This window comes from Mycobacterium sp. G7A2, from assembly GCF_041902445.1.
In the GTDB taxonomy this organism is placed as follows: domain Bacteria; phylum Actinomycetota; class Actinomycetes; order Mycobacteriales; family Mycobacteriaceae; genus Mycobacterium.
Genome location: NZ_CP169251.1, coordinates 4,994,659 through 5,021,352, shown reverse-complemented (window position 1 = coordinate 5,021,352; position 26,694 = coordinate 4,994,659). Strand labels below are relative to the sequence as shown.

At 69.2% G+C, this 26,694-nt stretch carries 24 protein-coding genes; 7 read left to right on the top strand and 17 right to left on the bottom strand.

The window, feature by feature from the left end; genetic code table 11:
- Positions 1 to 55 precede the first annotated feature (55 nt).
- From ACEWX3_RS23825 to ACEWX3_RS23780, 10 genes are all read right to left on the bottom strand, one after another.
- Complete coding sequence (locus ACEWX3_RS23825; RefSeq protein WP_221349592.1) at positions 56 to 595, bottom strand: isochorismatase family cysteine hydrolase; 540 nt, start codon at positions 593 to 595, stop codon at positions 56 to 58.
- 8 nt (positions 596 to 603) lie between these two features.
- On the bottom strand, positions 604 to 1,170 hold the full coding sequence (locus tag ACEWX3_RS23820; protein ID WP_207064894.1) for a hemerythrin domain-containing protein: 567 nt from the start codon (positions 1,168 to 1,170) through the stop codon (positions 604 to 606).
- Positions 1,171 to 1,274: 104 nt separating this feature from the next.
- Positions 1,275 to 1,964, bottom strand: a complete 690-nt coding sequence (locus ACEWX3_RS23815; protein WP_221349588.1) for an HAD family hydrolase — start codon at positions 1,962 to 1,964, stop codon at positions 1,275 to 1,277.
- A gap of 41 nt (positions 1,965 to 2,005) precedes the next feature.
- On the bottom strand, positions 2,006 to 3,154 hold the full coding sequence (locus tag ACEWX3_RS23810) for an NAD(P)/FAD-dependent oxidoreductase (protein WP_374157855.1): 1,149 nt from the start codon (positions 3,152 to 3,154) through the stop codon (positions 2,006 to 2,008).
- A gap of 77 nt (positions 3,155 to 3,231) precedes the next feature.
- The gene (locus ACEWX3_RS23805) at positions 3,232 to 3,366 is read right to left on the bottom strand and encodes a hypothetical protein (RefSeq protein WP_255728186.1); all 135 of its coding nucleotides are present in this window, start codon (positions 3,364 to 3,366) and stop codon (positions 3,232 to 3,234) included.
- 37 nt (positions 3,367 to 3,403) lie between these two features.
- Positions 3,404 to 4,291, bottom strand: coding sequence for a cyclopropane mycolic acid synthase family methyltransferase (locus ACEWX3_RS23800; RefSeq protein WP_374157854.1), 888 nt, complete (start codon positions 4,289 to 4,291; stop codon positions 3,404 to 3,406).
- 43 nt (positions 4,292 to 4,334) lie between these two features.
- On the bottom strand, positions 4,335 to 5,216 hold the full coding sequence (locus ACEWX3_RS23795; RefSeq protein ID WP_163679916.1) for a cyclopropane mycolic acid synthase family methyltransferase: 882 nt from the start codon (positions 5,214 to 5,216) through the stop codon (positions 4,335 to 4,337).
- 238 nt (positions 5,217 to 5,454) lie between these two features.
- Positions 5,455 to 6,477 (bottom strand): low specificity L-threonine aldolase, encoded by a 1,023-nt coding sequence (locus ACEWX3_RS23790; RefSeq protein ID WP_374157853.1) that lies wholly within the window; start codon positions 6,475 to 6,477, stop codon positions 5,455 to 5,457.
- A gap of 158 nt (positions 6,478 to 6,635) precedes the next feature.
- On the bottom strand, positions 6,636 to 8,984 hold the full coding sequence (locus ACEWX3_RS23785; RefSeq protein ID WP_374157852.1) for an AAA family ATPase: 2,349 nt from the start codon (positions 8,982 to 8,984) through the stop codon (positions 6,636 to 6,638).
- Positions 8,985 to 9,147: 163 nt separating this feature from the next.
- Positions 9,148 to 9,840 (bottom strand): TVP38/TMEM64 family protein, encoded by a 693-nt coding sequence (locus tag ACEWX3_RS23780; RefSeq protein ID WP_374157851.1) that lies wholly within the window; start codon positions 9,838 to 9,840, stop codon positions 9,148 to 9,150.
- 39 nt (positions 9,841 to 9,879) lie between these two features.
- On the opposite strand from ACEWX3_RS23780, the gene ACEWX3_RS23775 reads away from it, so the two are divergent.
- Both ACEWX3_RS23775 and ACEWX3_RS23770 read left to right on the top strand, forming a co-directional pair.
- The gene (locus ACEWX3_RS23775; RefSeq protein ID WP_374157850.1) at positions 9,880 to 10,518 is read left to right on the top strand and encodes a hypothetical protein; all 639 of its coding nucleotides are present in this window, start codon (positions 9,880 to 9,882) and stop codon (positions 10,516 to 10,518) included.
- Positions 10,518 to 13,730, top strand: coding sequence for a helicase HerA domain-containing protein (locus tag ACEWX3_RS23770; RefSeq protein WP_374157849.1), 3,213 nt, complete (start codon positions 10,518 to 10,520; stop codon positions 13,728 to 13,730). Before ACEWX3_RS23775 ends, ACEWX3_RS23770 begins: the two co-directional genes overlap by 1 nt.
- A 49-nt stretch (positions 13,731 to 13,779) precedes the next feature.
- Here the strand turns inward: ACEWX3_RS23770 and ACEWX3_RS23765 are convergent, their stop codons facing one another.
- From ACEWX3_RS23765 to ACEWX3_RS23755, 3 genes are read right to left on the bottom strand one after another with little or no spacing between them, the layout of a single operon-like run.
- Positions 13,780 to 15,138 carry an APC family permease gene (locus tag ACEWX3_RS23765; protein WP_374157848.1) on the bottom strand — a complete coding sequence of 453 codons (1,359 nt, stop codon included), beginning with the start codon at positions 15,136 to 15,138 and terminating at the stop codon, positions 13,780 to 13,782.
- A complete protein-coding gene (locus tag ACEWX3_RS23760) occupies positions 15,135 to 16,766 on the bottom strand; it encodes an amidohydrolase (protein ID WP_374157847.1) in 1,632 nt (543 codons plus the stop codon). The genes ACEWX3_RS23765 and ACEWX3_RS23760 overlap by 4 nt, the downstream gene beginning before the upstream one ends.
- The gene (locus ACEWX3_RS23755) at positions 16,763 to 17,743 is read right to left on the bottom strand and encodes a nitrilase-related carbon-nitrogen hydrolase (protein ID WP_221349570.1); all 981 of its coding nucleotides are present in this window, start codon (positions 17,741 to 17,743) and stop codon (positions 16,763 to 16,765) included. The genes ACEWX3_RS23760 and ACEWX3_RS23755 overlap by 4 nt, the downstream gene beginning before the upstream one ends.
- Before the next feature lie 69 nt (positions 17,744 to 17,812).
- On the opposite strand from ACEWX3_RS23755, the gene ACEWX3_RS23750 reads away from it, so the two are divergent.
- From ACEWX3_RS23750 to ACEWX3_RS23735, 4 genes are read left to right on the top strand one after another with little or no spacing between them, the layout of a single operon-like run.
- Positions 17,813 to 18,421 carry a TetR/AcrR family transcriptional regulator gene (locus ACEWX3_RS23750; protein WP_374157846.1) on the top strand — a complete coding sequence of 203 codons (609 nt, stop codon included), beginning with the start codon at positions 17,813 to 17,815 and terminating at the stop codon, positions 18,419 to 18,421.
- 9 nt (positions 18,422 to 18,430) lie between these two features.
- Positions 18,431 to 18,862, top strand: coding sequence for a nitroreductase/quinone reductase family protein (locus ACEWX3_RS23745; RefSeq protein WP_207064881.1), 432 nt, complete (start codon positions 18,431 to 18,433; stop codon positions 18,860 to 18,862).
- A gap of 38 nt (positions 18,863 to 18,900) precedes the next feature.
- On the top strand, positions 18,901 to 19,317 hold the full coding sequence (locus ACEWX3_RS23740; RefSeq protein ID WP_207064880.1) for a pyridoxamine 5'-phosphate oxidase family protein: 417 nt from the start codon (positions 18,901 to 18,903) through the stop codon (positions 19,315 to 19,317).
- A 47-nt stretch (positions 19,318 to 19,364) separates the two neighbouring features.
- A complete protein-coding gene (locus tag ACEWX3_RS23735) occupies positions 19,365 to 20,228 on the top strand; it encodes a DUF4344 domain-containing metallopeptidase (RefSeq protein WP_286182501.1) in 864 nt (287 codons plus the stop codon).
- Between the two features lie 91 nt (positions 20,229 to 20,319).
- Here ACEWX3_RS23735 and ACEWX3_RS23730 read toward each other — a convergent pair whose 3' ends face one another.
- The 3 genes from ACEWX3_RS23730 to ACEWX3_RS23720 form a co-directional block, all read right to left on the bottom strand.
- Positions 20,320 to 21,315 carry an alpha/beta hydrolase family protein gene (locus ACEWX3_RS23730; protein ID WP_221350874.1) on the bottom strand — a complete coding sequence of 332 codons (996 nt, stop codon included), beginning with the start codon at positions 21,313 to 21,315 and terminating at the stop codon, positions 20,320 to 20,322.
- A 195-nt stretch (positions 21,316 to 21,510) separates the two neighbouring features.
- Complete coding sequence (locus ACEWX3_RS23725; RefSeq protein ID WP_374157845.1) at positions 21,511 to 22,227, bottom strand: phytanoyl-CoA dioxygenase family protein; 717 nt, start codon at positions 22,225 to 22,227, stop codon at positions 21,511 to 21,513.
- A gap of 87 nt (positions 22,228 to 22,314) precedes the next feature.
- Entirely contained in the window at positions 22,315 to 23,529 is a 1,215-nt protein-coding gene (locus ACEWX3_RS23720; protein WP_374157844.1) for a multidrug effflux MFS transporter, read from the bottom strand.
- A gap of 64 nt (positions 23,530 to 23,593) precedes the next feature.
- Between ACEWX3_RS23720 and ACEWX3_RS23715 the strand changes: the two genes are divergently transcribed.
- Positions 23,594 to 24,040: a MarR family winged helix-turn-helix transcriptional regulator gene (locus ACEWX3_RS23715; protein ID WP_207064876.1), complete on the top strand. Its 447-nt coding sequence runs from the start codon at positions 23,594 to 23,596 to the stop codon at positions 24,038 to 24,040.
- A 55-nt stretch (positions 24,041 to 24,095) separates the two neighbouring features.
- Here the strand turns inward: ACEWX3_RS23715 and ACEWX3_RS23710 are convergent, their stop codons facing one another.
- Complete coding sequence (locus tag ACEWX3_RS23710; protein WP_374159932.1) at positions 24,096 to 26,531, bottom strand: glycogen/starch/alpha-glucan phosphorylase; 2,436 nt, start codon at positions 26,529 to 26,531, stop codon at positions 24,096 to 24,098.
- Between the last annotated feature and the right edge of the window lie 163 nt (positions 26,532 to 26,694).

Here is a 26,694-nt window from a genome sequence, read left to right as displayed (position 1 = left end):
TATGCCCACTTCCTACTCACAGGTAAACCACCTGCGTTTGTGAGCCGCCCCACCGTCAGGTCAGGCAGTCGTCCGTGGTCACAAGCCGGGCACCCATGTTGCGCCGCATCATCTGCAGCGCGGCGTCGCCGAGATCGTCGTAGATGTGCGCGACCGCGTCCTCGGGCACGATCACTTCGAGGTGACGGATATAGGCGTCCAGAGCCGTGTAGAGAATGCACTGCTCGGTGACCTGACCCGTCAGCACCACGCACTCGGTCTTCAGCCGGCCCAGCAGGTAGTCCAACGGCGTCGCGTAGAAGGCGCTGTGCCGGACCTTGGTCAGGAACCGGGACTTCTTGCTCGGCGCGACCGGGCGCACCAGATCGGGACGTTGGCCGTTGAGCGCGTCCTCGACGAGATCGCCTGGTGCGGCGGTGAAGTCGCCGTAGTTGTCGTTGACATAGATCAGGTCCACGTCGTCGCGGCTGCGCGCGCGATCGACCATCTTGCTGAGCGGGTCGATGATCGCTTCGACGTTGGGCGCCAACCGTTCTGCATCGGGATGGTCGTAGGTATTCATCATGTCGACGACCAGCACCGCGGTGTTCGCCATCGTCGCGCCTACCTCAGCGCGCGACCCAGCGCGTCACGCGCCCGGTCCACCATCGACACGAACGGTCCGACAGCGAAGTTCAGCGCCGCAGACTCCACGCCCGCGTGCGGGTGCGTCGGCGCGATGCGCTCGGCGACCCGCACCGCCTCGGCCAGCTTCGCGAGCTCGTCGGCGTCCACACCGTCGCGAAGCGCCGGAAACTCCAGCGTCTCTTCGTGTTCGGCGTGTTCAGTGACCGCAGCCTGCAGATGGATCAGCGCCTTGCTGAACTCCGAGGTCTGGGGCTCGAGACCCTCGAGCTCACTCAGCGCGACCTTGGAGTCGTGCTCCTCGGCCAGCCGCTCGTCGACGATCTCGGCGCCGCCGGAGATCTTACGACGCACCCGCGGATGCACGATCATCTCTTCGGCGGTTTCGTGAACGGCCAACAGCGTGCGCAACTTGGTGAACGCGTCGCGCTGCGTGTCGACGTCGGCGGCGTCGAGGGTTTCGACGAACAGCTTCTTGATCGTCTCGTGCTGGGCCACCAGGTACTCGATGACGTCGTCGGCCTTGGTGATGCTGGGAGCAGACACAGGAGACCTCCTATGTATGGGGGGAAGGGGAAGCGGGCATGGGCTGCGCGCCGCTGCTCCCGAGGGTTACCCCCTGCCGCGCGAGGAAAACGTACCCAAACCCGTCACTCCCGGCCGGCGAGCCTGGCGATCGCGCTGCCCGCCAGGTTGTCCAGCAGCTCCCGCGGGTTCTCGAAGACTTCGGCGGCACCCGCGTCGCGCAGTTCATCGCGTCCACACCCGCCGGTGAGCAACCCGATGGTCGCCACCTGGGCGCGGGCACACGCCTCGGCGTCCCACACCGCGTCGCCGACGAAGACTGCCTGCTGGGCGCTCACCCCGGCACGCTCGAGGGCGATCTGCACGATGTCGGGCTCGGGTTTGGCGGTGTCGACGTCCTCGGCCGAGGTGATCGCCGCGATGACGTCGTCGCAATCGAGCACCTTGCGCAGCAGCTCGAGCTCGTCGGGCGGGGCGGAGGTGGCCAACACCGCCTGCAACCCCATGTCGGCGACGCGGCGCAGCAACTCCCGCGCACCGGGCAGCGGCTCCAGCAGCGACGCGCTGCGCTGGTAGTACTCGCTGTGACCGTCCTTGAGCCGCGAGACCAGCTCGTCGGTCGGATCCTGACCGAACTGCTCGAGCAGGGTCTTCACCAGAGTGGTGCCGTCCATGCCGATGCTGCGGTGCACCCGCCACGTCTCCATCGGCACGTCCGCCTCGTGGAAGGCGCGCTGCCAGGCATAGACGTGCAGGTAGTTGGAATCGACCAAGGTGCCGTCCACATCGAACAGCACCGCCGGGTGGGAACTCATGCCCTGGGGACTACCCGGCGTCGCGACCTCCGAAAACAGGCTCAGCGCAGCGGGGCGGGCTTGCCGGCCTGGATCAGCTCGCCGCCGAGGTCGTAATCGTCGTCGGCGTTGCACGTCAACACCGCGACGACGGCTCCCTCGGCCTCGTACCAGACGGTGAACCCGTCGCCGTGTTCGACCATCCGGCTGTCCTGATAACCGTCACCCCACGCGTGGTACTTGACGGTGGTGTCCCCGATCGTGGTCCAGAAGCCCGGGACACCCGACCAGGCGGCGTCGTCACCGGCCGCCGTCGCCCCGGCGACCTTGCCCTGGTCCTCGGCGTCCTGCCAGTGCTCGATCGGCAACCGCCGTCCCGCACCGGTGTTGAACGCCAACGCCACATCGCCGGCGGCGTAGACGTGTGGCACCCCGGTGCTCAGATCCTCGTCGGCGACGATGCGCGAATCCTGCATCGGGACGCCCGCGACGCCAGCCAACTCGGTGTTCGGGCGGACCCCGGTCGCGGCCAGGATCAGGTCCGCCCCGAGCGCCTCCCCGTTGTCGAGGTGCACGACCGATTCGTCCAGACGCTCGACGCTCGCGCCACCCAGCCAGCGCGCCCCGGACGCCTCCACCAGCCCGGCCAGCTTGCGGCCGGCCTCGACGCCCAGCCGATTCTGCTGAGGCGCCTCGTCGGGCGCCACGAGTGTCACCGACAGTCCACGCAGGGCCAGCGACGCCGCGGCCTCGCAACCGATGAACCCGGCGCCGACGACGACCGCGCTCTGGGCGGACTCGGCCGCGTCGCGCAGCCTCTCGGCGTCGTCGAGGGACCGCAACTGCACAGCGTGTTCGCCGCCCGGCACCGGCAGCGGAACCGGACTCGAACCCGTCGCGAAGATCAGCGCGTCGTAGCCGTGAGGCTCACCGTCGACGGTGACGACGCGCTGCTGCGGATCGAAGCCCTGCACCCGCGAATCGAGGGCCAGCACGATGCCGCGCTCGGTGAACCACTGCTCCGGGTGCAGATCGATGTCATCGGTCTTGCCACGCAGGAACTCCTTGCTCAGCGGCGGCCGGGCATACGGGCGGCGCCGGTCGGCGCTCAGGATCCGCACGGGGGCATCGGGTCTGCGGTCGCGGTACGCCTCGGCGGCGGCCACGCCCGCGGGCCCGCTGCCGAGGACAACCAATCCGGAATCACTCATGGCGGGGGCATACCCACTCGCCGTCCGAGATCACCGGCGCGGGGCGCGTCATCACCGGCGCCGGGCGCGTCACTCCTTCAGCGCTGCGGCGGACCCGGGTCGGGCGTCGTCGCAGGCTCGGGCGGGGTGACGGGCGGGTCGTCGGGCGTGAGACGCTCGGGAACCTCCTCGGGCGTCAGACGCTCCGGCGGGTCCTGGGGGACGGTATCCATGGCGGCGGGTTACCCCGCGCCCGCGACGGACAACCTGTCAGTTCTTGACGAGCGTGAACTGCGCGACCTCGCTGATGCCCCGTTCGAAGAAGTCCGCGCAGCCCACCAGGTAGCGCATGTAGCGGTCGTAGACCTCGACCGACGTCACCGCGATCGCCTCGTCACGGTGCGCCTCCAGCGCCGTCGCCCACGTGTTCAGGGTCCGCACGTAGTGCGGCGTCAGGTAGTCGGTCTCCTCGACGGTGAACCCCGCACGCTTGGAGTAGTCGATGACGTCCTCGTCGCAGGGCACCGCCCCGCCGGGGAAGATCTCCTTGGCGATGAACCGCATGAACTTCAGGTCGCTCATCACGATCGGGATGCCCATCTCGGGCCAGCGCTTGAGCGGATGACCCATGATGGTCTGCAGCACCATCCGGCCGTCGTCGGGCATCACCCGGTCGCAGGTCGCGAAGAACGCCTCGTAGCGTTCCTTCGGGAACGCCTCGAACGCCTCGATGCTGACGATCCGGTCGACGGGCTCCTCGAATTCCTCCCAGCCCTTGAGCAGGATCCGGCGGGACCGTTCGGTGTCCAGCCCGTCGAGCATCTCCTGGCCGAGCGAGCGCTGGTTGCGGCTCAGCGTCAGCCCGATGACGTCGACGTCGTAACGCTGCACGGCGCGTTTCATCATCGAGCCCCAGCCGCAGCCGACGTCGAGCAACGTCATCCCCGGTTTGAGGTCGAGCTTGCCGAGTGCCAGATCGATCTTGGCCAGCTGAGCTTCTTCGAGCGACATGTCGTCCCGCTCGTAGAACGCGGAACTGTAGGTGCGCGACGGATCCTGGAACAGTCCGAAGAACTCGTTGGACAGGTCGTAGTGGGCCTGAACATCGTCGAAGTTCGGTTCCAGCTTCGTCGAGCCCCCCGACCCGTTGTCCGCCATCAAACGCTCCTTCTCATGCCGTGGCGGCGAGCGCCGGGCTGTGTCAGCCCTTCTCCAACGTGAACTGACATACGTCGGTGTATCCGTCACGGAACAGGTCCGCGCAGCCCTTCAGATACTTCAGGAACCGCTCGTAGATCTCGTCGTTGGTGATCGCGATCGCCTCGTCTTTTTTCGCTTCGAGGTTAGCCGCCCAAGTGTCGAGAGTCTTCACGTAGTGGGGCTGAAGGTGCTGCCGGCGCGTCACGGTGTAGCCCGCCTTGGTGGCGCTCTGCTCGACCTGCGCCGCCAGTGGCAAACGCCCGCCGGGGTAGATCTCGTCCATGATGAACTTGATGAACCTGACGTTGGACATCGTCAGGGGCAGATTCTTGCCCTTGATCTCCTCATCGCTGGGAATGATGATCGTGTGCAGCAACTGCACGCCGTCATCGGGCATGAGGTTGAAAGTCTTCTTGAAATAATCGTCGTACTTGTTGAATCCGAAGTGCTCGAATGCGCCGATCGACACCACGCGGTCGACGGGCTCGTCAAAATCCTCCCACGGCTGCAGGCGCACCTCCATGCTGCGGGTGGTGTCGATGTTGGGGAACCGGTTCTGCTCGATGTGCTGCTTCTGGTTCTCCGACAGCGTCAGGCCGATGACGTTCACGTCGTACTTCTCCACCGCACGCTGGATCGTCGAACCCCAGCCGCAGCCGATGTCGACCAGCGTCATGCCCGGCTCCAGGCCCAGCTTGCCCAGCGACAGGTCCACCTTGGCCTGCTGCGCCTCTTCCAGCGTCATGTCATCGCGCTCGAAATAGGCGCAGCTGTAGGTCTGGGACGGGTCCTGCCACAGCTTGAAGAAGTCGTTGGAAATGTCGTAGTGGAACTGGACTTCCTTCTTGTCCGATCCACGGGTCTGCGAGGCAGACTTGGACAGCCACTTGGACTCGGCGCTAGGTGTTTCGGGCACAGCAAATCCTGTCGTCGATGATGGTGGGTGCCGGGTTCCCGGTGCCACCAGCGGTCAAACGTACCGCACGGAACTGGTCAGACGTGGTAGCGGGGCCGGTCAGACTTGCTGTCCATTCCCGGGCTCGTTTCCGGGCCCGCGAACGTGCATTCCCGGTAGCCGACCGGCCTGTTTAACGACCGCCAGAGCACCCTGGCGGCGACCGCTACCCCAGCCCCCGCAACGTCGCCAGCGCACCGTCCACGTCGGCGGCGGTGGTCGCCCACGAGCAGACGAAGCGCACCACGGGCTCGCCGAGATCGGGCTGATGCACCGCGTAGGTGTCGCCGAAGCGGCGGTGCAGCTCCGGGGCCATCGCCACGAACACCTCGTTGGCCTCGACCGGGGACGCCAGCCTCAGCCCCAGCGCCGTCATGCCGTCGCTGAGCCGGGCGGCCATCGCGTTGGCGTGCGCGGCGGTGGACAGCCACAGGCCGTCGGCGAACATGGCCTCGAACTGGGCCGCGACGTAGCGCTGCTTGCTCGCCAGGTGCCCGATCTGTTTCTGCACGAATTGGATGCCGTCGAACTGCTCCGGGCGACGGACCAGGATCGCGTCGCCGAACATCATGCCGTTCTTGGTGCCGCCGACCGAGACGATGTCCGCGGCGCCGATCGCCTGGGCCGGGTCGACCCCCAGCGCGGCGACGGCGTTGCCGATCCGCGCCCCGTCGACGTGCACCAGCAGACCCAGACCGTGGGCCCGGTCGACGAATTCGGCGATTGCCGCTGCGCTCCACACCCGCCCGCTCTCGGTCGACTGGGTGATCGACACGATGCGCGGCTGCGAATGGTGCACCGCAGTGCGGCCGAGCACGCGCCGGGCGAGGACCTGTGGGTCGATCAGGCCGTCGTCGCTGGGCAGCCGGGTCAGCTGTGCGCCGGACAGCCGCACCGGTCCGCCCGCCTCGTCGACCAGCACGTGGGCGACGTCGCTGCAGAAGATCTCCTGCCACGGCCTGGCCGCGGCCGACAGCGCGATGATGTTGGCCGCGGTGCCGGTGAACGTGAACAGCACCTCGGCGTCGGGGCAGTCGAACGCGCTGCGCACCGCCTCGGCTGCACGTTCGGTCACCGGGTCGGCGCCGTAGGCGCGCATCGGGCCCTCGTTGACCCGCTGCAGCGCCGCCAGCACGTTCGGGTGCGCCGGCGCGGCGTTGTCGGAGGCGAACGCGGCTGACACGGACACTCCGCCATGATCGCACTCCGGGCGCCGTGACCTCCGCGGCCTCCGCAGCCTCGGCGGCCTTGGTGGCCTTGGTGGCCTTGGTGGCCTCCGTGAGCTCCGTGAGCTCCGTGAGCGAGAACGCAGGGTCGTGGTCACGGGGCAGATCGCGACCGGGAATCCTATTTCGCGGGGCGGTGGGCGACCCAGGCGAAGAACTCGTCGGCGCAGAACACCGGCTTGCCGTACTCCTGCGCCTTGCGCGCCTTGCCCGACTGCGTGCCGGCCTCCGCGGTCACCAGCACATCGCAGCGCGTCTTGGACACCGACTTGACCGGGGTGAGCCCCACCGACCGCGCCAGATCCTCCATCTCCCAGCGCTCCATGACGCGACCGTCGGCGTCCTGTGCGGTCCCGGTGAAACAGATCCGGGCGCCGGGCACCAGCGCGTCAGCGATCGCATAGCTGTCGAGAAGAGTTGCTTCGCCGGCGATCTCGATGCCCAGGACTTCTTCGGTCGCGTGCAGCCGGTCCAGCACCTCGGCGGGCAGACGCACCCGCGACACCGCCGCGCGGAGCTGATCGGCCACCGAACGGCGCGCCGCCGCGTCCCAGCCGATGTCGGCTGTGTCGCCCGCGGGCACCGGCGCGCCCAGCAACACCGCGCCCACGTCGCGGCTGATCCGTAACAGCGCCGAGAGCGCCGGCAGATGATCGGCCGCAGGCGTGGCCACATCCCGGTCGCGGCTGATCAACAGCCCCGACGTCACCTCTGTGGGTTCGGGTTCGTCGAACGCCGACGAACCGTCCTCGGCGTCGGCGCGGGTGTGTGCCGACAGCGCCGAGCGTGCCCGCTCCAGCGCGGTGCGTCCCGTCACCCGGCTGCCGCGCAGCTCGACGCCCAGCGGCATCGCCGTCACATGGCCGAGCCGCTTGAGCTCGAAGTCGATCAGGCCGAGCTGCTCGTCGACGCCGACCGCGACCGGTGTGCAGCCGGCCAGCATCGGGGCGAGCATCGCCCACGCCTCGCGCAGCGTCGGAGCCAACAGCACATCGGCGACCCCGATGCCGAACGCTGTTCGCGCGTCGGCGATGTCGCGCTGTGGGTTGATCAGCGTCGAGATCGCGGCACCGTCGTCGAAGGCAACCGCAAGCTCCACCGGCCGCGGCCGTGACATCCGGCCCTCGTCGCCTACGGTCAGCATTCCGATGGCGCAGTAGCGCCGGGCCGCGGTGCTGTCACCGGCGCCGCGCAGGAAACGGGCGATGCGCCGATCGGTCTTCAGATCCTTCGGCAGCACAGGACGTTTCAGCACCAGACCGGCCAACGAGGTGCATCGGCTCAACGCCACATAGAGCTGGCCGGTGGAGAACATGCCGCCGGTGAGGTCGACCATCAACCGCGGCAGCGTCTGCCCCTGACTCTTGTGGATCGTGATCGCCCACGCCAGTTTGAACGGCAACTGCGTGTACGACCCGACCACCTCCCGGCCCAGCGAGCCCCCGGACAGCACCGGTCGGGTGGCCTCCCAGGTGAACGGTGGGACCTCGGCGCAGCTGCCGTCGGCGAACTCGACCTCCACCACTGCGCCGTAACGGTCGTAACCGACGCCCACCACACGGCCGATGGTGCCGTTGACCCACCGGTTGCCCTGGTCGTTGGTGAGCATCATGATCTGTGCGCCGACCTTGAAGCGCAGCGTCTCCTCGACCGGCGGGTCGAACAGCGACAGATCGCCCGAAGACCTTGCCTGGTGGACGAACTCGTCACCGGGCAGCCGCTGCAGATGTTGACGATTGCGGGCGGTCACCAGCCTGTTCGTCGGCGCGAGCGTGAGCCAGAGCTCGTCGTCGGGCGGCACGAAGTCGGCGTCGGCGCGGGCGTTGAGCTGCTCCTGGGCGTGACCCAGCAACACCCCTTCTCGAATCTCGTTGAGGATGGCCGTCATCCGGTCATCGCCGAGCTGGCGGAACACCGTCGTCAACGACACCGTGGGGAACTGCGAGCGCTCGAAACAGCGTGCCGAGAAGAAGTACGGCGTCTCGTAGGGCGCGCCGGAGAAGAACCCGCTCTCGTGCTCGCTGACCACCGGCGGCAGCTGGTACAGGTCACCGACCAACACGATCTGCACGCCGCCGAACGGGGAACCCGGCACCGGGCCAAATCGCTCGAGGGCAGCGGCGACCATGTCGAAGGTGTCGGCGCGCACCATCGAGGCCTCGTCGACGATCAGCGTCTGCAGCGACGCCAGCGTCTTGGTGAACCGGCCCGGCCGGTAGCCGCCGGACCGGATGTCGTCCAGCGTCGTCGTCGGACGGAATCCGAACAGCCGGTGGATGGTGTAACCGTCGACGTTCAGCGCGGCGATGCCCGTCGGCGCGACGACGACCACGTTGCGCTCGGTGTCGGCCATGAAGTGCCGGATCAGCGTCGACTTGCCGGTGCCGGCCTTGCCGGTCAGGAAGACGTGGCGGCCGCCGGCCAGCAGATCCAGCGCGTGACGGAACTCGTCGGTGAGGACGATCCCCATGGCGGCAGGCTATCGCGAACGTGCATTCCCTGTAGCGCGCGTGCACTCGCGACTACAGGGAATGCACGTTCGCGGCACCCCGGCGGCACCCCGGCGGCACCCCGGCGGCACCCCGGCGGCACCCCGGCGGCTACGCGGCGGCACCCCGGCGGCACCCCGGCGGCTACGCGGAGGATCGGCCGGACCGCCACGCCCGCCAGCCGCGATGCGCGGCGAACGCGCCGATCACCGCCGTCGCGCACCACACCGTCACCGCGGCGACGGCCAGCGGTGCCGAGAACTCGCCGATCGCCGCGCCCGCTGCGGTGTAGGAGAACGCCCGCGGCGCCGACCCGATCAGCGAGCCGACCGCCATCTGCCAGATCGGCACACCGAACGCCCCGAACGTGTAGGAGGCCAGCGCATCACTGATACCCGGCACGAACCGCTGCCCGACGACCGCCCACAGCCCGCGGCGCTGCACCAGCACGTCGATACGTTCCGCGCGGGAGGGGCCCAGCAGCGCGCGGGCACTGTCGCGGCCCGCCCGCCGGCCCGCCAGCGCGGCCATCACCGCGGTCCCCATCGCAGCCCCCAGCGTCACGAACGTCCCGAGCAGCGGCCCGAACAGGAAGCCGCTGCCCGCCGCCAGCAGCGGCCCGGGCACCAGCACCGCACCCAGCAGCGCCGACACCACCACGTAGGTCAGCGGCGCCAGCGGACCGGTCGCGGCCACCAGCTCGCGCACGTACTCCACGTCGATGACCCGCTGTACGGCAACCAGATAGAACAGCACCGCGAGCACCGTGGCGAACAGCGCCAACCGCACGATGTGCGGGCGCCGCGATACCGGGGGAGTGTCTTCGCTGTCGACCATGCCGGACGCAATCCTGCCCCACGCCGTTAAGTTGGCGGGGTGAGTGTGACGCCGACGGACCTGACCGGAACCGAGCGGGCCGTCCTCATCGTGTTGATGGCCGAATCCCGCCCGGTGGCCAACCCCGAGTTGGCCGCGCTGGGTCCCGCGCTGGACAAGCCGGGCCGCGACAAGCTCAACGCACTCGGGCTCATCGAGTCCGAGCGCGTCAAGGGCCGCTATGTGCATGAACTGACCGACCGCGGGTGGGCGCTGTGCCGCGACATCGTCGCCGCAGGTCCGCCGCCGCGGTCCACCGGCCCGGCCAAAACGCTCTACACAGTGCTGGGCGCCCTGGGCCGCTACCTGCAGCGCTCGGAGGTGAGCCTGGCCGAGCTGTTCTGGCCGGCCGAGACCTCAGAGGCCGAAACCCCTCAGGACCGGACCCTCGAGGACCGGGTCCGCGTGGCGTACGCACGGCTGGCGCCGCGGCCCGGTGGCTGGGTGCGCCTCGCCGAGCTGCGTGCCGCGCTCGACGACGTCCGAGGCGACGTCGACACCGCCCTCACCGCGTTGTCCCGCGCGCCGGGGGTTAGCGTGATTCCCGAAGAGGACCAGAAGAAGCTGACGCCCGACGACCGCGCCGCCGCGGTGCTCATCGGGGACCGGCCCAAGCACCTGATCGCGATCGAGGCTTGATGGATTCACTGCAGCGCGACGCCCTCGCCTCGCTGCGCCTGACGTGGGCGCCCACCGTGGACGACCTGTGGAAACCCCAGGCAGCCACCCACGTCAGCGGGTTGAACGAGCACGCCGTCGACGACGTCATGGACGCCTTCACCGACGCGCTGCGCGACGAGTCGTCCTCCCCGCTCGGGGTGGTGATCCGCGGCCCCGCGGGTTCGGGCAAGACTCACCTGCTCGGCCAGGTCCGCGAGCGCGTACAGGCCGACGGCGGGTTCTTCTTCGTCATCGAGCTGCTCGACGCGGCCAGTTTCTGGCAGTCGGTGCGCAACGGCATCCTGGAGAGCTTCGGTAGGCCCGGCGCACACCGCGAAACCCAGCTCAAGGACCTGCTGTGGGAGCTGTCGTCGCTGGCGCACGTGTCGCGCGCCGACCGCCGCGCCATCGTCGGTGACGCCGACCTCGAACCCGAGGTGCTCGACCGGTTCATCAACGCGCTGGCCAAGGTCCGCAAGGACACGGTGCGGCACTGCCATCAGACGCTGCGGGCCCTGGTGCTGTTCGCGGCGACCGACCTGACCGCCCAGGACATCGGCGAGGCGTACCTGCAGGCGAGTTCGGAGGCCGGCGGTGACGAACGCCTGCGCTGGGGTCTGCGCGCCGCGCCGTCGTTGACGCAGGAATGCGTGCGGGAGATCTCGCGTCTGGTGGCGCTGGTCGGCCCGTCGGTGCTGGCGGTCGACCAGATCGACACGCTGCTGGCGGCGTCCCTCGCGCAGCCGGGTGACGCCGGGGACACGCTGCTCGAGCAGGTCGCCCACGGGTTGATGGCGCTGCGACAGACGACACGGCGCACGGTGTCGGTGGTCGCGTGCCTGCCCGCGGTGTGGGAGAGCATCCGTGACCGCGCCACCGCCAGCGTGGCCGACCGGTTCCGGGTCACCGGGGTGCTGACGCCGGTGCCGTCCGCCGACATCGGCCGGGCGATCCTGGAGCGCCGCTTCAGCGCCAGCTACGCGTCGGTCGACTTCCGGCCGCCGTATCCGAGCTGGCCGATCCGGCCGTCGGCGTTCGACGAGGCGCTGGACTACACGCCCCGTCAGCTGCTGATCCGCGCCGACACCCACGTGCGGCAGTGCCTGCGTCACCGCGAGGTCCTCGAGCTCGACCACCTCGCCGAAGACGACGGCCCGGTCTGGGACACGCAGGAGGGCGACCGGAACGTCGCACCGTCCTCCGAGCTGGACCGCGCCTTCGCCGACTACCGGCGTCGCGCGGTGCCCGCCGCCGCGCTGGACCCGGAGGGCGAGGACGTCACGATGCCCGAGCTGCTGGGCGCGGCGCTGACCGCCTGGATCGCCGAACGCGACGGTGACCAGGCATACCTGTGCGATCCGCCGCCCGGCGCGCACGTCATGCTGCACGGCCGGTTACGCCAGAGCCTGGACGCCGCGACCGACGACGAACGGCACTGGGCGTTCCGCGCGGTGGCCGCCAGCAACGCGCTGTCCGCGCAGAGCCGGGTCCGCAAGGCGTTCACCGCCGCCGGTCTGCAGGCCGGTTCCGACCGCAGGCAGCTGTTCCTGCTGCGCAACACGCCGTGGCCGACGGGCCCCAAGACCGCCGAGCTGATGGCCGACGTGCACGCCGCCGGCGCGCGCACCCTCGAGCTCGGTGACGACGACCTGCGCACGATGATCGCGCTGCGCGACCTGATCAACGACGACCATCACGACCTGCCCGGGTGGTTGCGCCGCAACCGGCCCGCCCACGGTTTGACGCTGCTGCGCCAGGCGCTCGGCGGCGAGGGGGACACCCCCGCGCCGGCTGTCGAGGAAGCCGGGCCCCGGCTCGAGGAAGCCGGGCTTGGTCCCGAGGACGCCGGGCCCGGGCTCGAGGACGCCGGCACCGAGGACGCCGGCACCGAGGACGCCGGCACCGAGGACGCCGGCACCGAACCCGACGTCATCGACGTGCCCGACATCCCGGTGCCCGACAACGAGATTCCGCTCGGCCGGGACCTGCACACCGAGGCGCCGGTGACGATCGAGCTGTCCGCGTTGCGCAAGCATGTGGCGATCTTCGCCGGATCGGGATCGGGCAAGACCGTGCTGATCCGCCGGCTGGTCGAAGAGTGCGCGCTGCGCGGGGTGTCGGCGATCGTGCTGGACCCCAACAACGATCTGTCCCGGCTCGGCACCGCCTGGCCCGAGCCGCCGTCGGGATGGCGGCGCCCCGACGGTGCGGCCGCCGCCGAGTACCTGCAGCACACCGACGTCCGGATCTGGACACCGCGACGCGCCAACGGCGCCCCGCTGGCCTTCCAGCCGCTGCCCGACTTCGCCAGCGTCGTCGACGACCACGACGAGTTCATCGATGCCGTCGAATCCGCCTGCGCGGCACTGGAACCGCGGGCACTGATCTCCGGTCAGACCCAGAAAGCCGGCCGGGCGCGTGCGGTGCTGCGAGAAGCGTTGCAGTACTACGGCACCACACCCGCGCCGACCCTGCCCGGCTTCATCGGCCTGCTCGCCGACCTGCCCGACGACGTCAGCGGGCTGGCAGACGCCCGCAAGATCGCCGGCAACATCGCCCAGGATCTGCAGGCGGCGATGGTCAATGACCCGCTGTTCGGCGGCTCGGGCACCCCGGTCGACCCCGGCGTGCTGCTCACCCCGGCCGACGGGTACCGGGCGCGGGTGTCGGTGATCAGCATGATCGGACTGACCTCCGAGGAACAGCGGCAGAGCTTCGTCAACCAGCTGCAGATGGCGCTGTTCGCGTGGATCAAGCGCAACCCCGCCGGGGAGCGTCCGCTCGGCGGGCTGCTGGTGATGGACGAAGCGCAGACCCTCGCCCCGTCACGAGGATTCACCGCCTGCAAGCGCAGCACCCTGGCGCTGTCGTCGCAGGCCCGCAAGTACGGCCTGGGGTTGGTGTTCGCCACCCAACATCCCAAGGCGCTCGACAACAGCATCCCGGGCAACGCGGCGACCCAGTTCTACGGCCTGTTGAACTCGCCCGCCCAGATCGAGACGGCGCGTGAAATGGCCCGCGCCAAGGGCGGTCTGGTCGACGACATCAGCAGGCTGCGGGCCGGGAACTTCTACGTCGCCACCGAAGGCGAGGCGTTCCACCGCATCGTCGCGCCGTGGTGCCTGTCGTATCACCCGGCCAGCCCGCCGCCCGCCGAGGACGTCCTCGCCCTCGCCGCTGCGTCCCGCTGACGTCGTCGTGGCTGGTCGCGCACGGCGCGACTCGGCTACGCCGACCCGCTCATTCGGCCAGGTCGAGCACCGGGGTGGGGCGACGGAAGCCGTGGGTGACCACCAGCAGCCACACGAAACCGAGGGCCAGCCAGATCAACCCGAGCACCAGCGTCATCCCCGACAGGCTGGTCCACAGCCACGCCGTCAACAGGAAGCCCACCCCCGGCGCGATCAGGTTCAGCGCCACCCTGGAACGGTCCCGCAGGTCGACGAAGAAGTGCTTGATCACCGACAGGTTCACCGCCGAGAACGCCACCAGCGCACCGAAACTGATCAGCGACGCGAGGGTGGCCAGATCGATCACGATCGCCAGCAGCGACACCACACTTACCACCAGGATGGCGTAGACGGGCGTGCTGAACCGCGGGGAGATGTGTCCGAACAGCTTGCGCGGCAAGATGCCGTCGCGGCCCATCGCGTAGAGGATCCGGGCCACCGACGCCTGCGACGTCAACGCCGACCCCAACGCGCCCGCGACATAGGCGGCGGTGAAGAAATTGTTCAGGAACTGCCCGCCCGCGGCGACCATCACGTCCAGCGACCCGGAGTCGACGTCGGCGAATTCGTTGGATGGATACACCAATTGACCCACGTAGGACAGCAGGATGAAGATCAGGCCCGCGGAGATGGTGGCGATCATGATGGCCCGCGGCACTCCGCGCCGGGGGTCCTTGGCTTCCTCCGACAGCGTGGACACCGCGTCGAACCCGAGGAACGACAGACACAGGATCGCCGCACCGGCGAGCACCGGACCCAGGCCGGTGGCCGTGCCGTCGCCGGTGAACGGCGCCGCCAGGTCGACGCTGCCGCCGCCGAGAGTCTCACCCAGCGCGAGCACGACGAACGTGACGATGAAGATCGCCTGCACGGCGATGATCAGGAAGTTGGCCCGCGCCACCGACACGATGCCGACGATGTTGAGCACGGTGACGACACCGATCGCGACGAGCACGATCACCCACTCGGGCAGCGCGGGCAGCGCGGCATTGAGATAGATGCCGATGACCAGATAGTTGATCATCGGCAGGAACAGGTAGTCCAGCAGCAGCGACCACCCCGCCAGGAAGCCGGTCGGGGCGCCGAACGACTTCTGGGTGTAGGTGTAGGCCGACCCCGCCAGCGGGAACGCCGCCGACATCCGCGCGTAGGACAACGCGGTGAAGACCATCGCCACCAGCGTCACCACGTAGGACAGCGGCAGCCGGCCCCCGGAGGTCTCGGTGACGATGCCGTAGGTGGTGAACACCGTCAGCGGCACCATGTACACCAGCCCGAACAGCGCCAGCGAGGGCGTGCCCAGTGCACGCTTCAGATGCCCCTGGGAGGCGTCGACGCCGGCCGTGGCAGGCTGGGTTGGCTTGGTCATGACTCTGCCCTTCCGTTGTCGGCCTCATAGACCGGTTCGCCCTGCAGATAGGTGGCGCGGACGCCGATGTGCGGGAGCTCCAGCGGCGCGGTCCGGCGGGGGTCGCGGTTCAGCCACACCAGGTCGGCGGCTGCGCCGGGAAGTATCCGCCCCCAGCGGTTCTCGGCGAATGCCTGCGCTGCGACCGCCGCGGTGTAGGCGCTCAGCGCCTGCTCGACGGGCAGGATCTCCTGCGGCGTCCACCCGCCCTCGGGTTCACCGTCGGCCGTGCGCCGCGACACCGCCACCGCGATTCCGTCCAACGGCGCGCCGGAGGAAACCGGCCAGTCCGACCCGAAGCTCAGTGCCGCGCCGGAACGCTGCAGCGTCGCGATCCGGTACTGCCGGTCGGCCCGCTCCTGACCGAGCCGCGGGATGGTCAGCACGGTCATCAACGAATCCAGCTGAGCCCACAGCGGTTGCATGTTCGGGATGACGCCGAGACGGGCGAAGCGGTCGATGTCGGTGTCGTCGACCAGCTGCGCGTGCGCGATGACGGGCCGCCGGTCCCGGGGACCGTTTCGCCGCACCACCTCGTCGATGGCGTCGAGAGCCTGGCGCACCGCGGCGTCGCCGATGGCGTGGATGTGGATCTGCAGGCCGAGTTCGTCGACCCGGCAGGCCGCCTCGGCCAGCGCATCGCCCTCCCAGTTGCGCATGCCGCGGTTGTCACCCGAATGGCTGTGCAGCCCCGAACAGTACGGTGCCAACAACGCGCCGGTCTCGTTCTCGACCACGCCGTCGGCGAAGAACTTGACCGTGTGCGCGGTCAGCAGGTCGTTGCCGGCCGCGTCGGCCCGGCGGCGCTGTTCGGCGAACTGGGTGACCTGCTCGTCGAAGTGCCGCGGATCGGCGTAGAGGGCGAGGTTGAACCGCATCCGCAAGGCGCCCTGGCGCGCGGCCGCTGCGTAGGTCTCGACGTCGGCCGGCTCCACCCATGCGTCCTGCACCCAGGTCACCCCGCGCGCCGCGTAGTAGTCGGCGGCCGTGCCCAGCGCCGCGATGCGGACCTGCTCGTCGCGGGCCGGCATGACGCGCATCATCAGATCGGTGGCGCCCCATTCGCGCAGGGTGCCCAGCACCGAACCGTCCTCGCGGTGCGGGATCTCGCCCAGCGGCGGGTCGGGGGTGTCGGCCGTGATCCCGGCTCGCTGCAGGGCAGCCGAGTTGCACCACAGCGTGTGATAGTCCCAGGCGCGCAACACGACCGGACGGTCCGGTACCGCGGCGTCCAGCCAGCGCGCGTCGAACAGCCCGTTCGGGGCCAAACTGCCGTCGTAAGAGGCGCCGACGATCCACTCGTCGTCGGGATGCGCGTCGGCGTAACGCCGGACCGCGGTGACGATCTCGTCGACCGAGCCGCAGGCCCGTACGGCGGGTCCGACGGCCTCCAGACCCCCGTAGAGGGGGTGGGCGTGACCGTCGCCGAACGACGGCATCAGGAAGCCGCCACCCAGGTCGACGACGTGCGCGTCGTCTCGCTGCGCCGCCCGCCCGGTGGCGGTGACGACGCCGTCGGTGACGAGCAGCGCGTCGGTGTCACCGTCGCCGGTCCAGATCGTGCCGCCGGTGAACAGCGTCGAGCTCACTTGACCACCGCCGTCTGCCGGTGTCCCGCGCCGTAGGGGCGTTGCGGGTCAACAGGTTCGGTGAGGCTTCGATAGGTGTCCGGGCGGCGGGTGAGCAGGAACGGGAACAGTTCCAACCAGTCCCGGCGCTGGTCGAGATCCAGGTCTGCCACCAGCACCGCCTCCTCGTCGCGGGGTGCCTGGACCAGCACCCGGCCGTACGGATCGGAGATGAACGACGAGCCGTAGAACGTGACCGAGCCCTCGTCACCCACCCGGTTCGGGACCACCATGAACAGCCCGCTGCTGATGCCGTTGGCGACGATGACCTGCTGCCACAGCGGGCGGGTGTCGAAGTCGGGGAACACCGGTTCCGACCCGATGGCGGTCGGGAAGACCAGCAGTTCGGCGCCACCGAGCGAATAGCTGCGGGCCACCTCGGGGAACCATTCGTCCCAACACGTCGGCAGGCCGATCCGCGCGCCCAGCCCGTCGGGTTCGTAGACCGGGTAGGGGTCCCCGGCGGGGCCCGGCCGGAAGTAGGTGTCCTCGTAGTAGCCGGCGGAGATGGGGATGTGCAGCTTGCGGGTGCGGGCGACCAGGTTCCCCGCCGGGTCCACCAGGATCGCGGTGTTGAAGCCCAATCCGTCTGGGCCCGGAGCCTTCTCGTAGAGCGAGGCGTGGACGAAGATTCCATGGGCCCGCGCCGCGTCGGCGGCCAACGTGACGGTGGGCCCGCCTGCGAGGTCCTCGGCGAGCGCGCCGGGGTCGGCGCCCCCAGGCTGGTCGGCGGGGTAACGCAGCAGCGTGATCTCGGGCAGGAACACCGCCGTGGCGCCCTCCGCGGCGGCCCGGTCGATACCGGCGCGCAGTGTGGCGGCCAGTTCGTCGGCGTCGGGCCGCCAGCGGTGCTGGACCAGTCCGACGCGCAGCGGCGCTCGCTGCGACTCGGTCGAGCGCGACAACGGCGGGGGCGCGGTGGCGGTCAGGGTGAGCATCCGACTCCTAAAACGAATGAAGTTCGTTTATTGTGAACTGGGTCACCGGCGAGCGCAAGAGGAGACAGCATGGGACGACCCCGCACGCCGTTGCTGTCCGCCGACCGCATCGCCGACGCCGCGCTGGAGCTGGTCAACGCCACCGGTGGATTCACCATGCCCGCGCTCGCGGCCCGCCTCGGAGTGCGGCCGTCTTCGCTCTACAACCACGTCGCCGGGCGCGACGCGATCGTCGAACTGCTGCGGGAACGCGCGATGTCGGAGGTGGAGCTGCCCAGCTACGACCCGGGCCAGCCTCCGCTTCCCTGGCGCGAGGCCGTCGCCGACATCGCCCGCTCCTACCGGCGCAGCTACGCCCGCTACCCGCGGTTGATCCCGCTGCTGACCGCGTATCCGGTCAACAGCGCATCGGCGATCACGATGTACAACACGCTGGCGGTCACGTTGGTACAGGCGGGTTTCGACCACGCCGACACCCTGCGCGTGATCACGCTGATCGACTACCTCGTGCTCGGTTCGGCCCTCGACGTCGCCGCGCCGGAGGAACCGTGGCTCGCCAGCGCAGAGGTCGGCCCGGAGTTCGCCGCCGCGCTGGCGACGGCCACGCCCAATCCGCACCGCGCCGACGACGCCTTCGAGTACGGACTTTCGGTGCTGCTGACCGGGCTCGAGGCATAGGCTGTTGTTATGGCCGACGAGCTCAGCGGTGAACGTGACTTCAACCAGCGCAACATCGACGAGTTCCGCGCCAACGGCGGCAAGGTCGGAGGTCAGTTCGAGGGATTTCCGTTGCTGCTGCTGACCTCCACGGGGGCCAAGAGCGGGCAGCAGCGCATCAATCCCGTCGCCTACTTCGACATCGACGACCGCCTCTACATCGTCGGATCCTCTGCCGGTCGCGACTCGGACCCCTCCTGGGCGTTCAACATTCGGGCCCACCCGCAGGCCAGCGTCGAGATCGGGGCCGACCCGCCGCGCCGCGTCAGCGTGCGGGAACTGCCCCGCGACGAGAGAGACCGCATCTACCCGGTGATCACCGAGCGCGCGCCGGGCTTCGCCGAGTACGAGACCCGCACCGACCGCGTCATCCCCGTCTTCGAACTGCTGCCCGTCGACTGACGGGAATGTGACGCGCGTCGCCGCGGTTGGCACCCGGTATGGCGACGATGACCCCTGCCGAACGAGAGCGCTACCTGGCCGACGTCCATGTCGGCGTGATTGCCGTCGAGCGCCCGGAGCGTGCCCCGCTGGCGGTGCCGATCTGGTACGGATATGAGCCCGGTGGTGAGGTGCTGCTGTGGACCGACGCGGACTCGTTGAAACACAAGCTGATTCGATCAGCCGGCCGTTTCGCGATCACCGTGCAGGACGAACAGCCGCCCTACAAGTACGTCACCGCCGAAGGCGACGTGACGTCGATCGACGCGGCCGATGCCGCCGAAGTCCGCGCCCTCGCCGTGCGCTACCTGGGCGAAGAGGCCGGCGGCCAGTTCACCGATGAGAACCTGGGCCCGTCGTCGGTGGTCATCCGCATGCGCCCGCAACGCTGGTTGTCGACCGACTACAGCAGATAGCGGCCGGCTGGCTCTACAATCTCCCGACAACGTCGAGAGGGGGCCGGGTGGCGCATCGAGGAGTTCTTCCGGTTGTGGCAGCGGTGGTGCTCCTGACGGGATGCGGTGGCCCGCAGCCGGCCGAGCCGCCGCCTCCGACGGCGCAGGAGAAGGTGGCCGACGGCGGCGCCGAAACGGACACCGACGACTCCCATGCCGAGGACACCGGCGAGATGGTGGTCAGCTATGAAGACGCCACCACCGCGGAAGCGATCAACGGCCGTGCGCTGCTGCAGGACAACACCGTGCTCGAAGACCTCGCCGAGGACGTGAACGACTCGTTGTGGCTGCCCTATGACATCCCGGTCATCGGCGCGCAGTGCGATGAGGCCAACGCGTTCTGGGATCCGGAGGAGAAGTCGATGACGATCTGCTACGAAGACGCCGACCTGAGCCAGCAGATCTTCCGCGACGCCGGCGACGACGATCCCGACGCGTCGGCGATCAACGCCGAGATCGCCACCTTCTACCACGAGCTCGGCCACATGGCGATCGACCTGTACGACCTGCCGGCCACCGGCCGCGAGGAGGACGTCGCCGATCAGCTCGCCGCCTACGTGCTGCTGCAGCCCGGCGAGGACGGCGCACCCGACCCCGAATCCGTCGCGGCGGTCAAGGATTTCGCGCGGGAGTTCGGTGCCTACGGGCAGCGCCGCGGCGACGCCGGGCTGGACGACTTCGCCGATGTGCACTCGCTGAGCGAGACGCGGATGTTCAATCTGCAGTGCTGGATCTACGGCGCCGATCCCGACGCCAACGCCGACCTGGTGGCCAGCGGCGAGCTCCCCGAAGACCGTGCCGACGGATGCGACGACGAGTGGGCCAAGCTCGACCGCGCCTGGAGCACCCTGCTCGAGCCGCACGTCCGGTAGCGGCTTAGCGCGACGCACCCTCGTTGAGACTGCGTCCACGGTGGAGGTCACTCGAACTTTCCCGCGGTGGACGCAGCCTCAACGGATGTCGCTAGGCCGGCGCCGGAGCCGGTGGTGGTGGCGCGGGAGCCGGCGGTGGCGGCGGTGGCAGTGCAGGAGGCGGCGGTGGCGGTGGCGGCGCGGTCAGCAACCGGACGATGTCGGGTTTCATCGCTTGCAGCTGCGCACCCCAGTAGCCCCAGCTGTGGGTGCCGTTGGGCGGGAAGTTGAACACCGCGTTGCGTCCGCCCGCCGCGAGGTACTTGTCGCGGAACTCCTTGTTGGTGCTCAGCGTGATGTTCTCCAGATACTGCGCGCTGAACCGGGTGCCGAAGTCACCCCCGCCGCCGTCGAGATCCGAGGACACCCCGTTGCCGCAGTAGATCCACAGCGCGGTGCGGTTGGCGACCAGCCGGTTGACGTTGACCGTCGGGTCGTTGCGCTGCCAGGCTCCCGAACCGGGCTGGCCCCACATGTCGTTGGAGTCGAAGCCGCCCGCGTCCTGCATCGCGAAGTCGATCAACGTCGGCCACAGGCCCTGCGACGGGGCCAGATATCCCGACAGCGACGCGGCGAACTTGTACTGGCGGGGATACCACGCCGCCATCGTCAACGCGGCGCTGCCCGACATGGACAACCCGACCACCGCGTTGCCGAACGGATCCTGGCCGCGGTTGGCGGCCAGCCACTCCGGCAGCTCACGGGTCAGGAACGTCTCCCACTTGTAGGTCAGGGTTCCGGCGCGGCCCCGGGCGGGTCGATACCAGTCGGCGTAGAAACTGGACTGGCCGCCGACCGGCATGATCACCGACACCCCGGACTGGTGGAACCACTCGAACGCCGCGGTGTTGATGTCCCAGCCGTTGAAGTCGTCCTGCGCGCGCAGGCCGTCGAGCAGCAGCACCGAATGGGGTCCGCCGCCCTGGAACTCGACGCGGATGGTGCGGCCCATCGACGGTGACGGCACGTCGAGCTGCTCGATCGGCAGGCCCGCCGGGGAGAAGGCGTACCCGGTCGGGGCGGGTGCTGCGGACAGCGCCGCGGACATCAGCAGCGTCGCCGCGGCCAGGCGTGCGCAGGCGCGGGAGAACCGCAGCCGTAGGGAGGTCACGGCTGGCGAAGCTAGCAGCGCGTCGTGGTGGGGCCGCAGAACGCGCGGGCCGGTGACCGCCTTGTTACCGAGCTGTTGTCTCGGCGGATCCGGCGCGCAATGCGACACCGTGGGTGCCTGGGCGCGCCGAATTCACCGGTAGGCACGGGCCAGCGGCGACAGCGACTCGGGAGTCAGCGGTTCGGTCAGCATGACCGGTGACTGGGCCATGAAACGCGGTGTGCAGCCCCGGTGTTCGTCGGCCGCGTGCACGGTGAACGGGTGCAGCAGATACACGTCACCGGGCACCCCGGTCGCGTGGTGCACCGGCCGGGCACTGCTGGCTGTCTCGGCCAGGGCAGCGGCCTCGGCGGCGTCGAGCAGGTCGTCCCCGAGCACTGCAGCGGTGTCACGATGCGAGCCCGCCCGGATTCGCGTCGGCGCGTCGTCGACGGTGACCTCCGACAGCAGGGTCAACACCAGGACGGTGTGCGGGCGGGCGCTGACCGCCCACAGACCGTCGGACTGCGGAGTGTTCAGGTCGAGATGCCAGCCCCGGTCGTCGGCGGCGGGGGACACCGGGAAGCGCACAGGGATGTTGCCCAGCGAGCCACGCGGCACCCAGCCACCGACACCGCACACCCCGTCCAGTGCCGCGGCCAACACCGGGTTGTGAGTCAACCCACCGAACGGGCCGGCTCCGGTCAGGTCGGCGGCCCACCGCACGGGCGCGGTCCACGAGGACGGGTCGTCGGGGGACAGCCCGAGCTGCGCCCACAGCACCGACCGGGCGGCGTCGGCGATCTGCCGCGGTGCCGCGCCGGCAAGCTTGACGTAACCGTCGGCCGCGAACCTCTCGACGTCGACCATGCGGGCAGCGTGGCACGCGCAGACATCGCCGCGCCAACGGTTTTCCGGCGCGCAATGCGACACCTGAGGTGCCTGCGCGCGCCGGATTCACTCCGACGCGGGGCGGGCCAGTGCAAAGCCGGCGCAGGCGAGCACCGATGCGACCACCATGACCACCGCGAGCGGCTGGGCGGTGTGCTCACCACCGATGCTGACCAGTGGCGAAACCAGCGCGGCCAGCAGGAACTGGGTGGCCCCGAGCGCGGCCGAGGCGGTGCCGGCAGCGCGTGGTGCGGCCGACAGGGCCAGCGCCGTGGTGTTGCCGAAGATCAGGCCCATCGCGGCCACCGCGGTGAACAGCGGCAGTGCCAGCCAGCCGGCCGGCGCCGGCGATATCGCGAGCGCCCACACCACCACGCTGGACACGACGATCACCACGAGGCCGGCTCGGGCCAGGGCGCGTGGTTCGGCGCGCGCGGTCCAGCGGGCGCTGAGCGCGCTCATCAGCAGCAGTCCGAACGCGTTGACCCCGAACATCATTCCGTACTCGGCCGAGCTCAGACCCATCATCGTCTGGTAGACGAATGGCGACGCGGAGATGTAGGCCATCATGACCGCGAAGGCGAAGCCGAAGGCGATCATGTTGCCCAGGTAGCTGCGCCCGGCCAGGTCGCGCAATGGCGAACCGGCTGCGGCCGTCTGGTCGCGAAGCCTGGCGCGGCGCTCGCTGGTGTGCGTCTCGCGGACCACGGCGAGTACAGCCACCAGCATGAGGACGACCAGACCGAGAATCACCGCCAGCGCCCCGCGCCAGCCGAGCGGCTCGACCAGGAACCCGCCGGCCAGCGGAGCGACGATGGGGGCGACGCCGGCGACGATCATCATCAGGCTGAACGCGCGTGCGGCGTCCCGGCCGGTGGCCAGGTCGGAGATGATGGCCCGACCGATCACCATGCCTGCCGCTCCGGTCAGGCCCTGCGCGAACCGGGCGGCGACCAGAACCTCGACCGACGGGGCCAGCACCGCGGCCAGGCTCGCGAGCACACAGACGGCGGCACCGATCACCAGCGGCCTGACCCTGCCGAAGCGGTCCGACAGCGGACCGAAGACCAGCTGCCCGCTGGCCAACCCGAGCAGGAAGGCCGTCAGGGTGAGCTGCACAGCGGTCGGCGAGGTGTGCAGGTCGGTGACCATCGCCGGGAATGCGGGCAGATAGAGGTCGGTGGCGAACGGGGCGACCGCGGACAGCAGCGCGAGGGTGATGAGCAGCCCCGCGCTCAGCCCGGGCACGGTGTCGCGCCGCGAATCGACAGCAGTGCTCATGAGGATCTCCAGGTGATTATCGAAACATAATTATCAGTACATAACTATCAGGTAGGGTGGCTCTGTGCAAGCCAGACGACCGCGTGGTGATCAGCTCGCCGACCTCGCCGACCTGGTGATGACGGTCTCTCGCGCGGTCAAGGCCCACGTCGCCGATGAACCGTCGGTCTTCGAGCTGTCGGTGACCGAAGTGACGGTGCTGCGCTACCTCGACCACCATCCCGACGTCAGCCCCAGCACTGTCGCCGCGGCGACCGGTCTGCAACGCAGCAACCTGAGCCGGGCTCTGCGCGATCTGGAATCCAAGGGGTTGGTCCGCCGCTCAGTCGACCCGGCCGACAGCCGTGGTGTGGTGGTGCGCTCGACCGAGCTCGCCGCCGAGAACCTCACGACCCTGCGCGGCATCTGGGCCCGGTTGCTCGGCGACGCACTGGAAGCCTCCGGCGAACAGCACGACATCGCGTCCGCGGTCGCGGTGCTGCGTGCGCTCGAACGCGGCCTCCACGCGTGAATCCGGCGCGCTATGCGACACCTGGGGTGCCTGCGCGCGCCCGATTCGCCAGGAGCTAGAGGTCGACCGACATGGGGCCGACACCCCAGATCTCGTCGCAGTACTCCTTGATGGCACGGTCGGAGGAGAACTTGCCGCTGCGCGCGGTATTGCGGATCGACATCCGCGACCACGTGTCCCGATCCAGCCAGGCCCGCGACACCTCGTCCTGGCAGTCGACATAGGCGCGGTAGTCGGCCAGCGCCAGGAACGGGTCGTGGTGGATCAGGTTGTCGACGATCGGGCGCAACACCTCGGTGTCGCCGTGGGTGAACTCTCCGCGTGCGATGAGTTCCAGCACGGCGGCCAACTCGGGATCGGACTCCACGTAGCTCAGCGGCCGGTAACCCTCGGCCTTGACCTTCTCCACCTGGCCTTCAGTCAGGCCGAACAGGAAGAAGTTCTCGGCGCCGGCCTCCTGGCGGATCTCGACGTTCGCGCCGTCGAGTGTGCCGATCGTCAGCGCTCCGTTGATCATGAACTTCATGTTGCCGGTGCCCGAGGCCTCCTTGCCCGCAGTGGAGATCTGCTCGCTCAAGTTCGCCGCCGGATAGACCAGGTGGGCGTTCTTGACGTTGAAGTTCGGCAGGAACACCACCTTCAGGCAACGGTTGACGTCCGGGTCGTTGTTGACGGTGGCGCCCACCGCGGTGATCAGCCGGATGATCCGTTTGGCCATGAAGTACCCCGGCGCGGCCTTGCCGCCGAAGATGAACACCCGCGGCGGAACCGACAGGCCCGGGTTGGTCTTCAGGCGGTGATACAGCGCGATGATGTGCAGCACCATCAGGTGCTGGCGCTTGTATTCGTGGATCCGCTTCACCTGCACGTCGAACATCCACGTCGGGTCCAGCTCGATGCCCGTCGTCGCGTGCACATACTCGGCCAGGCGGGACTTGTTGGCGCGCTTGACATCCCGCCAGCGCTGTCGGAACGCCGGATCGTCGACGAACGACTCCAGGCCGCGCAGCCGGCCCAGATCGGTGATCCAGCCGGGCCCGATGGTGTCGTCGAGCAGCTCGCGCAGGCCCGGGTTGGCCAGCGCCAGGAACCGTCGCGGCGTCACCCCGTTGGTGACGTTGCCGAAGCGTTCCGGCCACATCTCGTAGAAGTCCTTGAGCACGCTGGCCTTCAGCAGCTCCGAATGCAGCGCCGCAACCCCGTTGACCGTGTGACTGCCCACCGTGGCCAGATGCGCCATCCGGACGCACTTGCCGTCGTCCTCACCGATCAGCGACATCCGCCCCACCCGCTCCTCGTCACCGGGAAAGCGCTCGCGCACCTGCTCGAGGAACCGCTCGTTGATCTCGTAGATCAGTTCCAGGTGCCGCGGCAGCGCCTCACCGAAGATGCGCAGCGGCCACGTTTCCAGCGCCTCGGGCAACAGGGTGTGATTGGTGTAGCCGAACGTGCGCACCGTCAGATCCCAGGCCGCATCCCAGGACAGCTGGTACTCGTCGATGAGCAACCGCATCAGCTCCGCGACTGCGATCGACGGGTGGGTGTCGTTGAGCTGGATGGCCCACTTGTCCGGCAGCGCCGACAGCGGCAGGTGCGCACGCTGCAGGTGGATGTTGAGGATGTCCTGCAGCGAGCACGTCACGAAGAAGTACTGCTGCAGCAGCCGTAGCCGCTTACCGGCCTCCGGCTCGTCATTGGGGTAGAGCACCTTCGACACCGTCTCGGACACGACCTCCTCGTCGACGGCCTTGTAGAAGTCGCCGGTGTTGAACGCATCCAGTGCGAACGACTCGACCGCCCGCGCGCTCCACAGCGTCAGCGTGTTGCAGGTGTTGACGCCGTAACCCTGGACCGGGGTGTCGTAGGAGACGCCCTTGAGGACCCGCTGCGGAACCCAGCGCACCCGGAACCGTCCGGTGACGTCCTCGTAGGTCTCGGTGTGGCCGCCCCAGTTGACGGTGTAGGCGGCGTCCGGCTTGTCGATCTCCCACGGGTTGCCGTGCACCAGCCAGTTGTCGGTCTTCTCGACCTGCCAGCCGTCGGCCAGTTCCTGCTTGAAGATGCCGAACTCGTAGCGGATGCCGTAGCCGATCGACGGGCGCTCCAGCGTGGCCATCGAGTCCAGGTAGCAGGCCGCCAGCCGGCCCAGCCCGCCGTTGCCCAGGCCCGGCTCGCCTTCACAGTCGAGGATGACGTCGAGGTCCTGGCCGAGGTCGGCCAGCGCCTGACGCGCCTGCGCCTCGATGCCCAGATTGAGCAGGTTGTTGCCCAGCTGCGGGCCCATCAGGAACTCCGCGGACAGGTAACAGGTGACCTTGCACGACAGGTCCAGCCAGTCCTGGGTGGTCGCCATCCAGCGCTTCTGCATGCGGTCGCGCACCGCCAGCGACAGCGCCTTGTAGTAGTGCTCGGGGGTGAGCACCGCCGGCGGGCGGGCGATCGAATAGACCAGGTGATCGGACACCGCGGCGCGCAGCGCGTCGGCGGTCATGCCGGAACGGGTCTGTCCGGTGGGGGCGAGGTTGGCGCCGTTGTGGTCGGTGGAATCTTCCGGCGTGGAGGTCACGACGTCGGTCACTGCGTCTCCTGGTATCCGAGCCTGCGAGCGTGGACGCGTCATTGTGTCGCGCGCGTGTTTCCCGACAAAGTCGGGA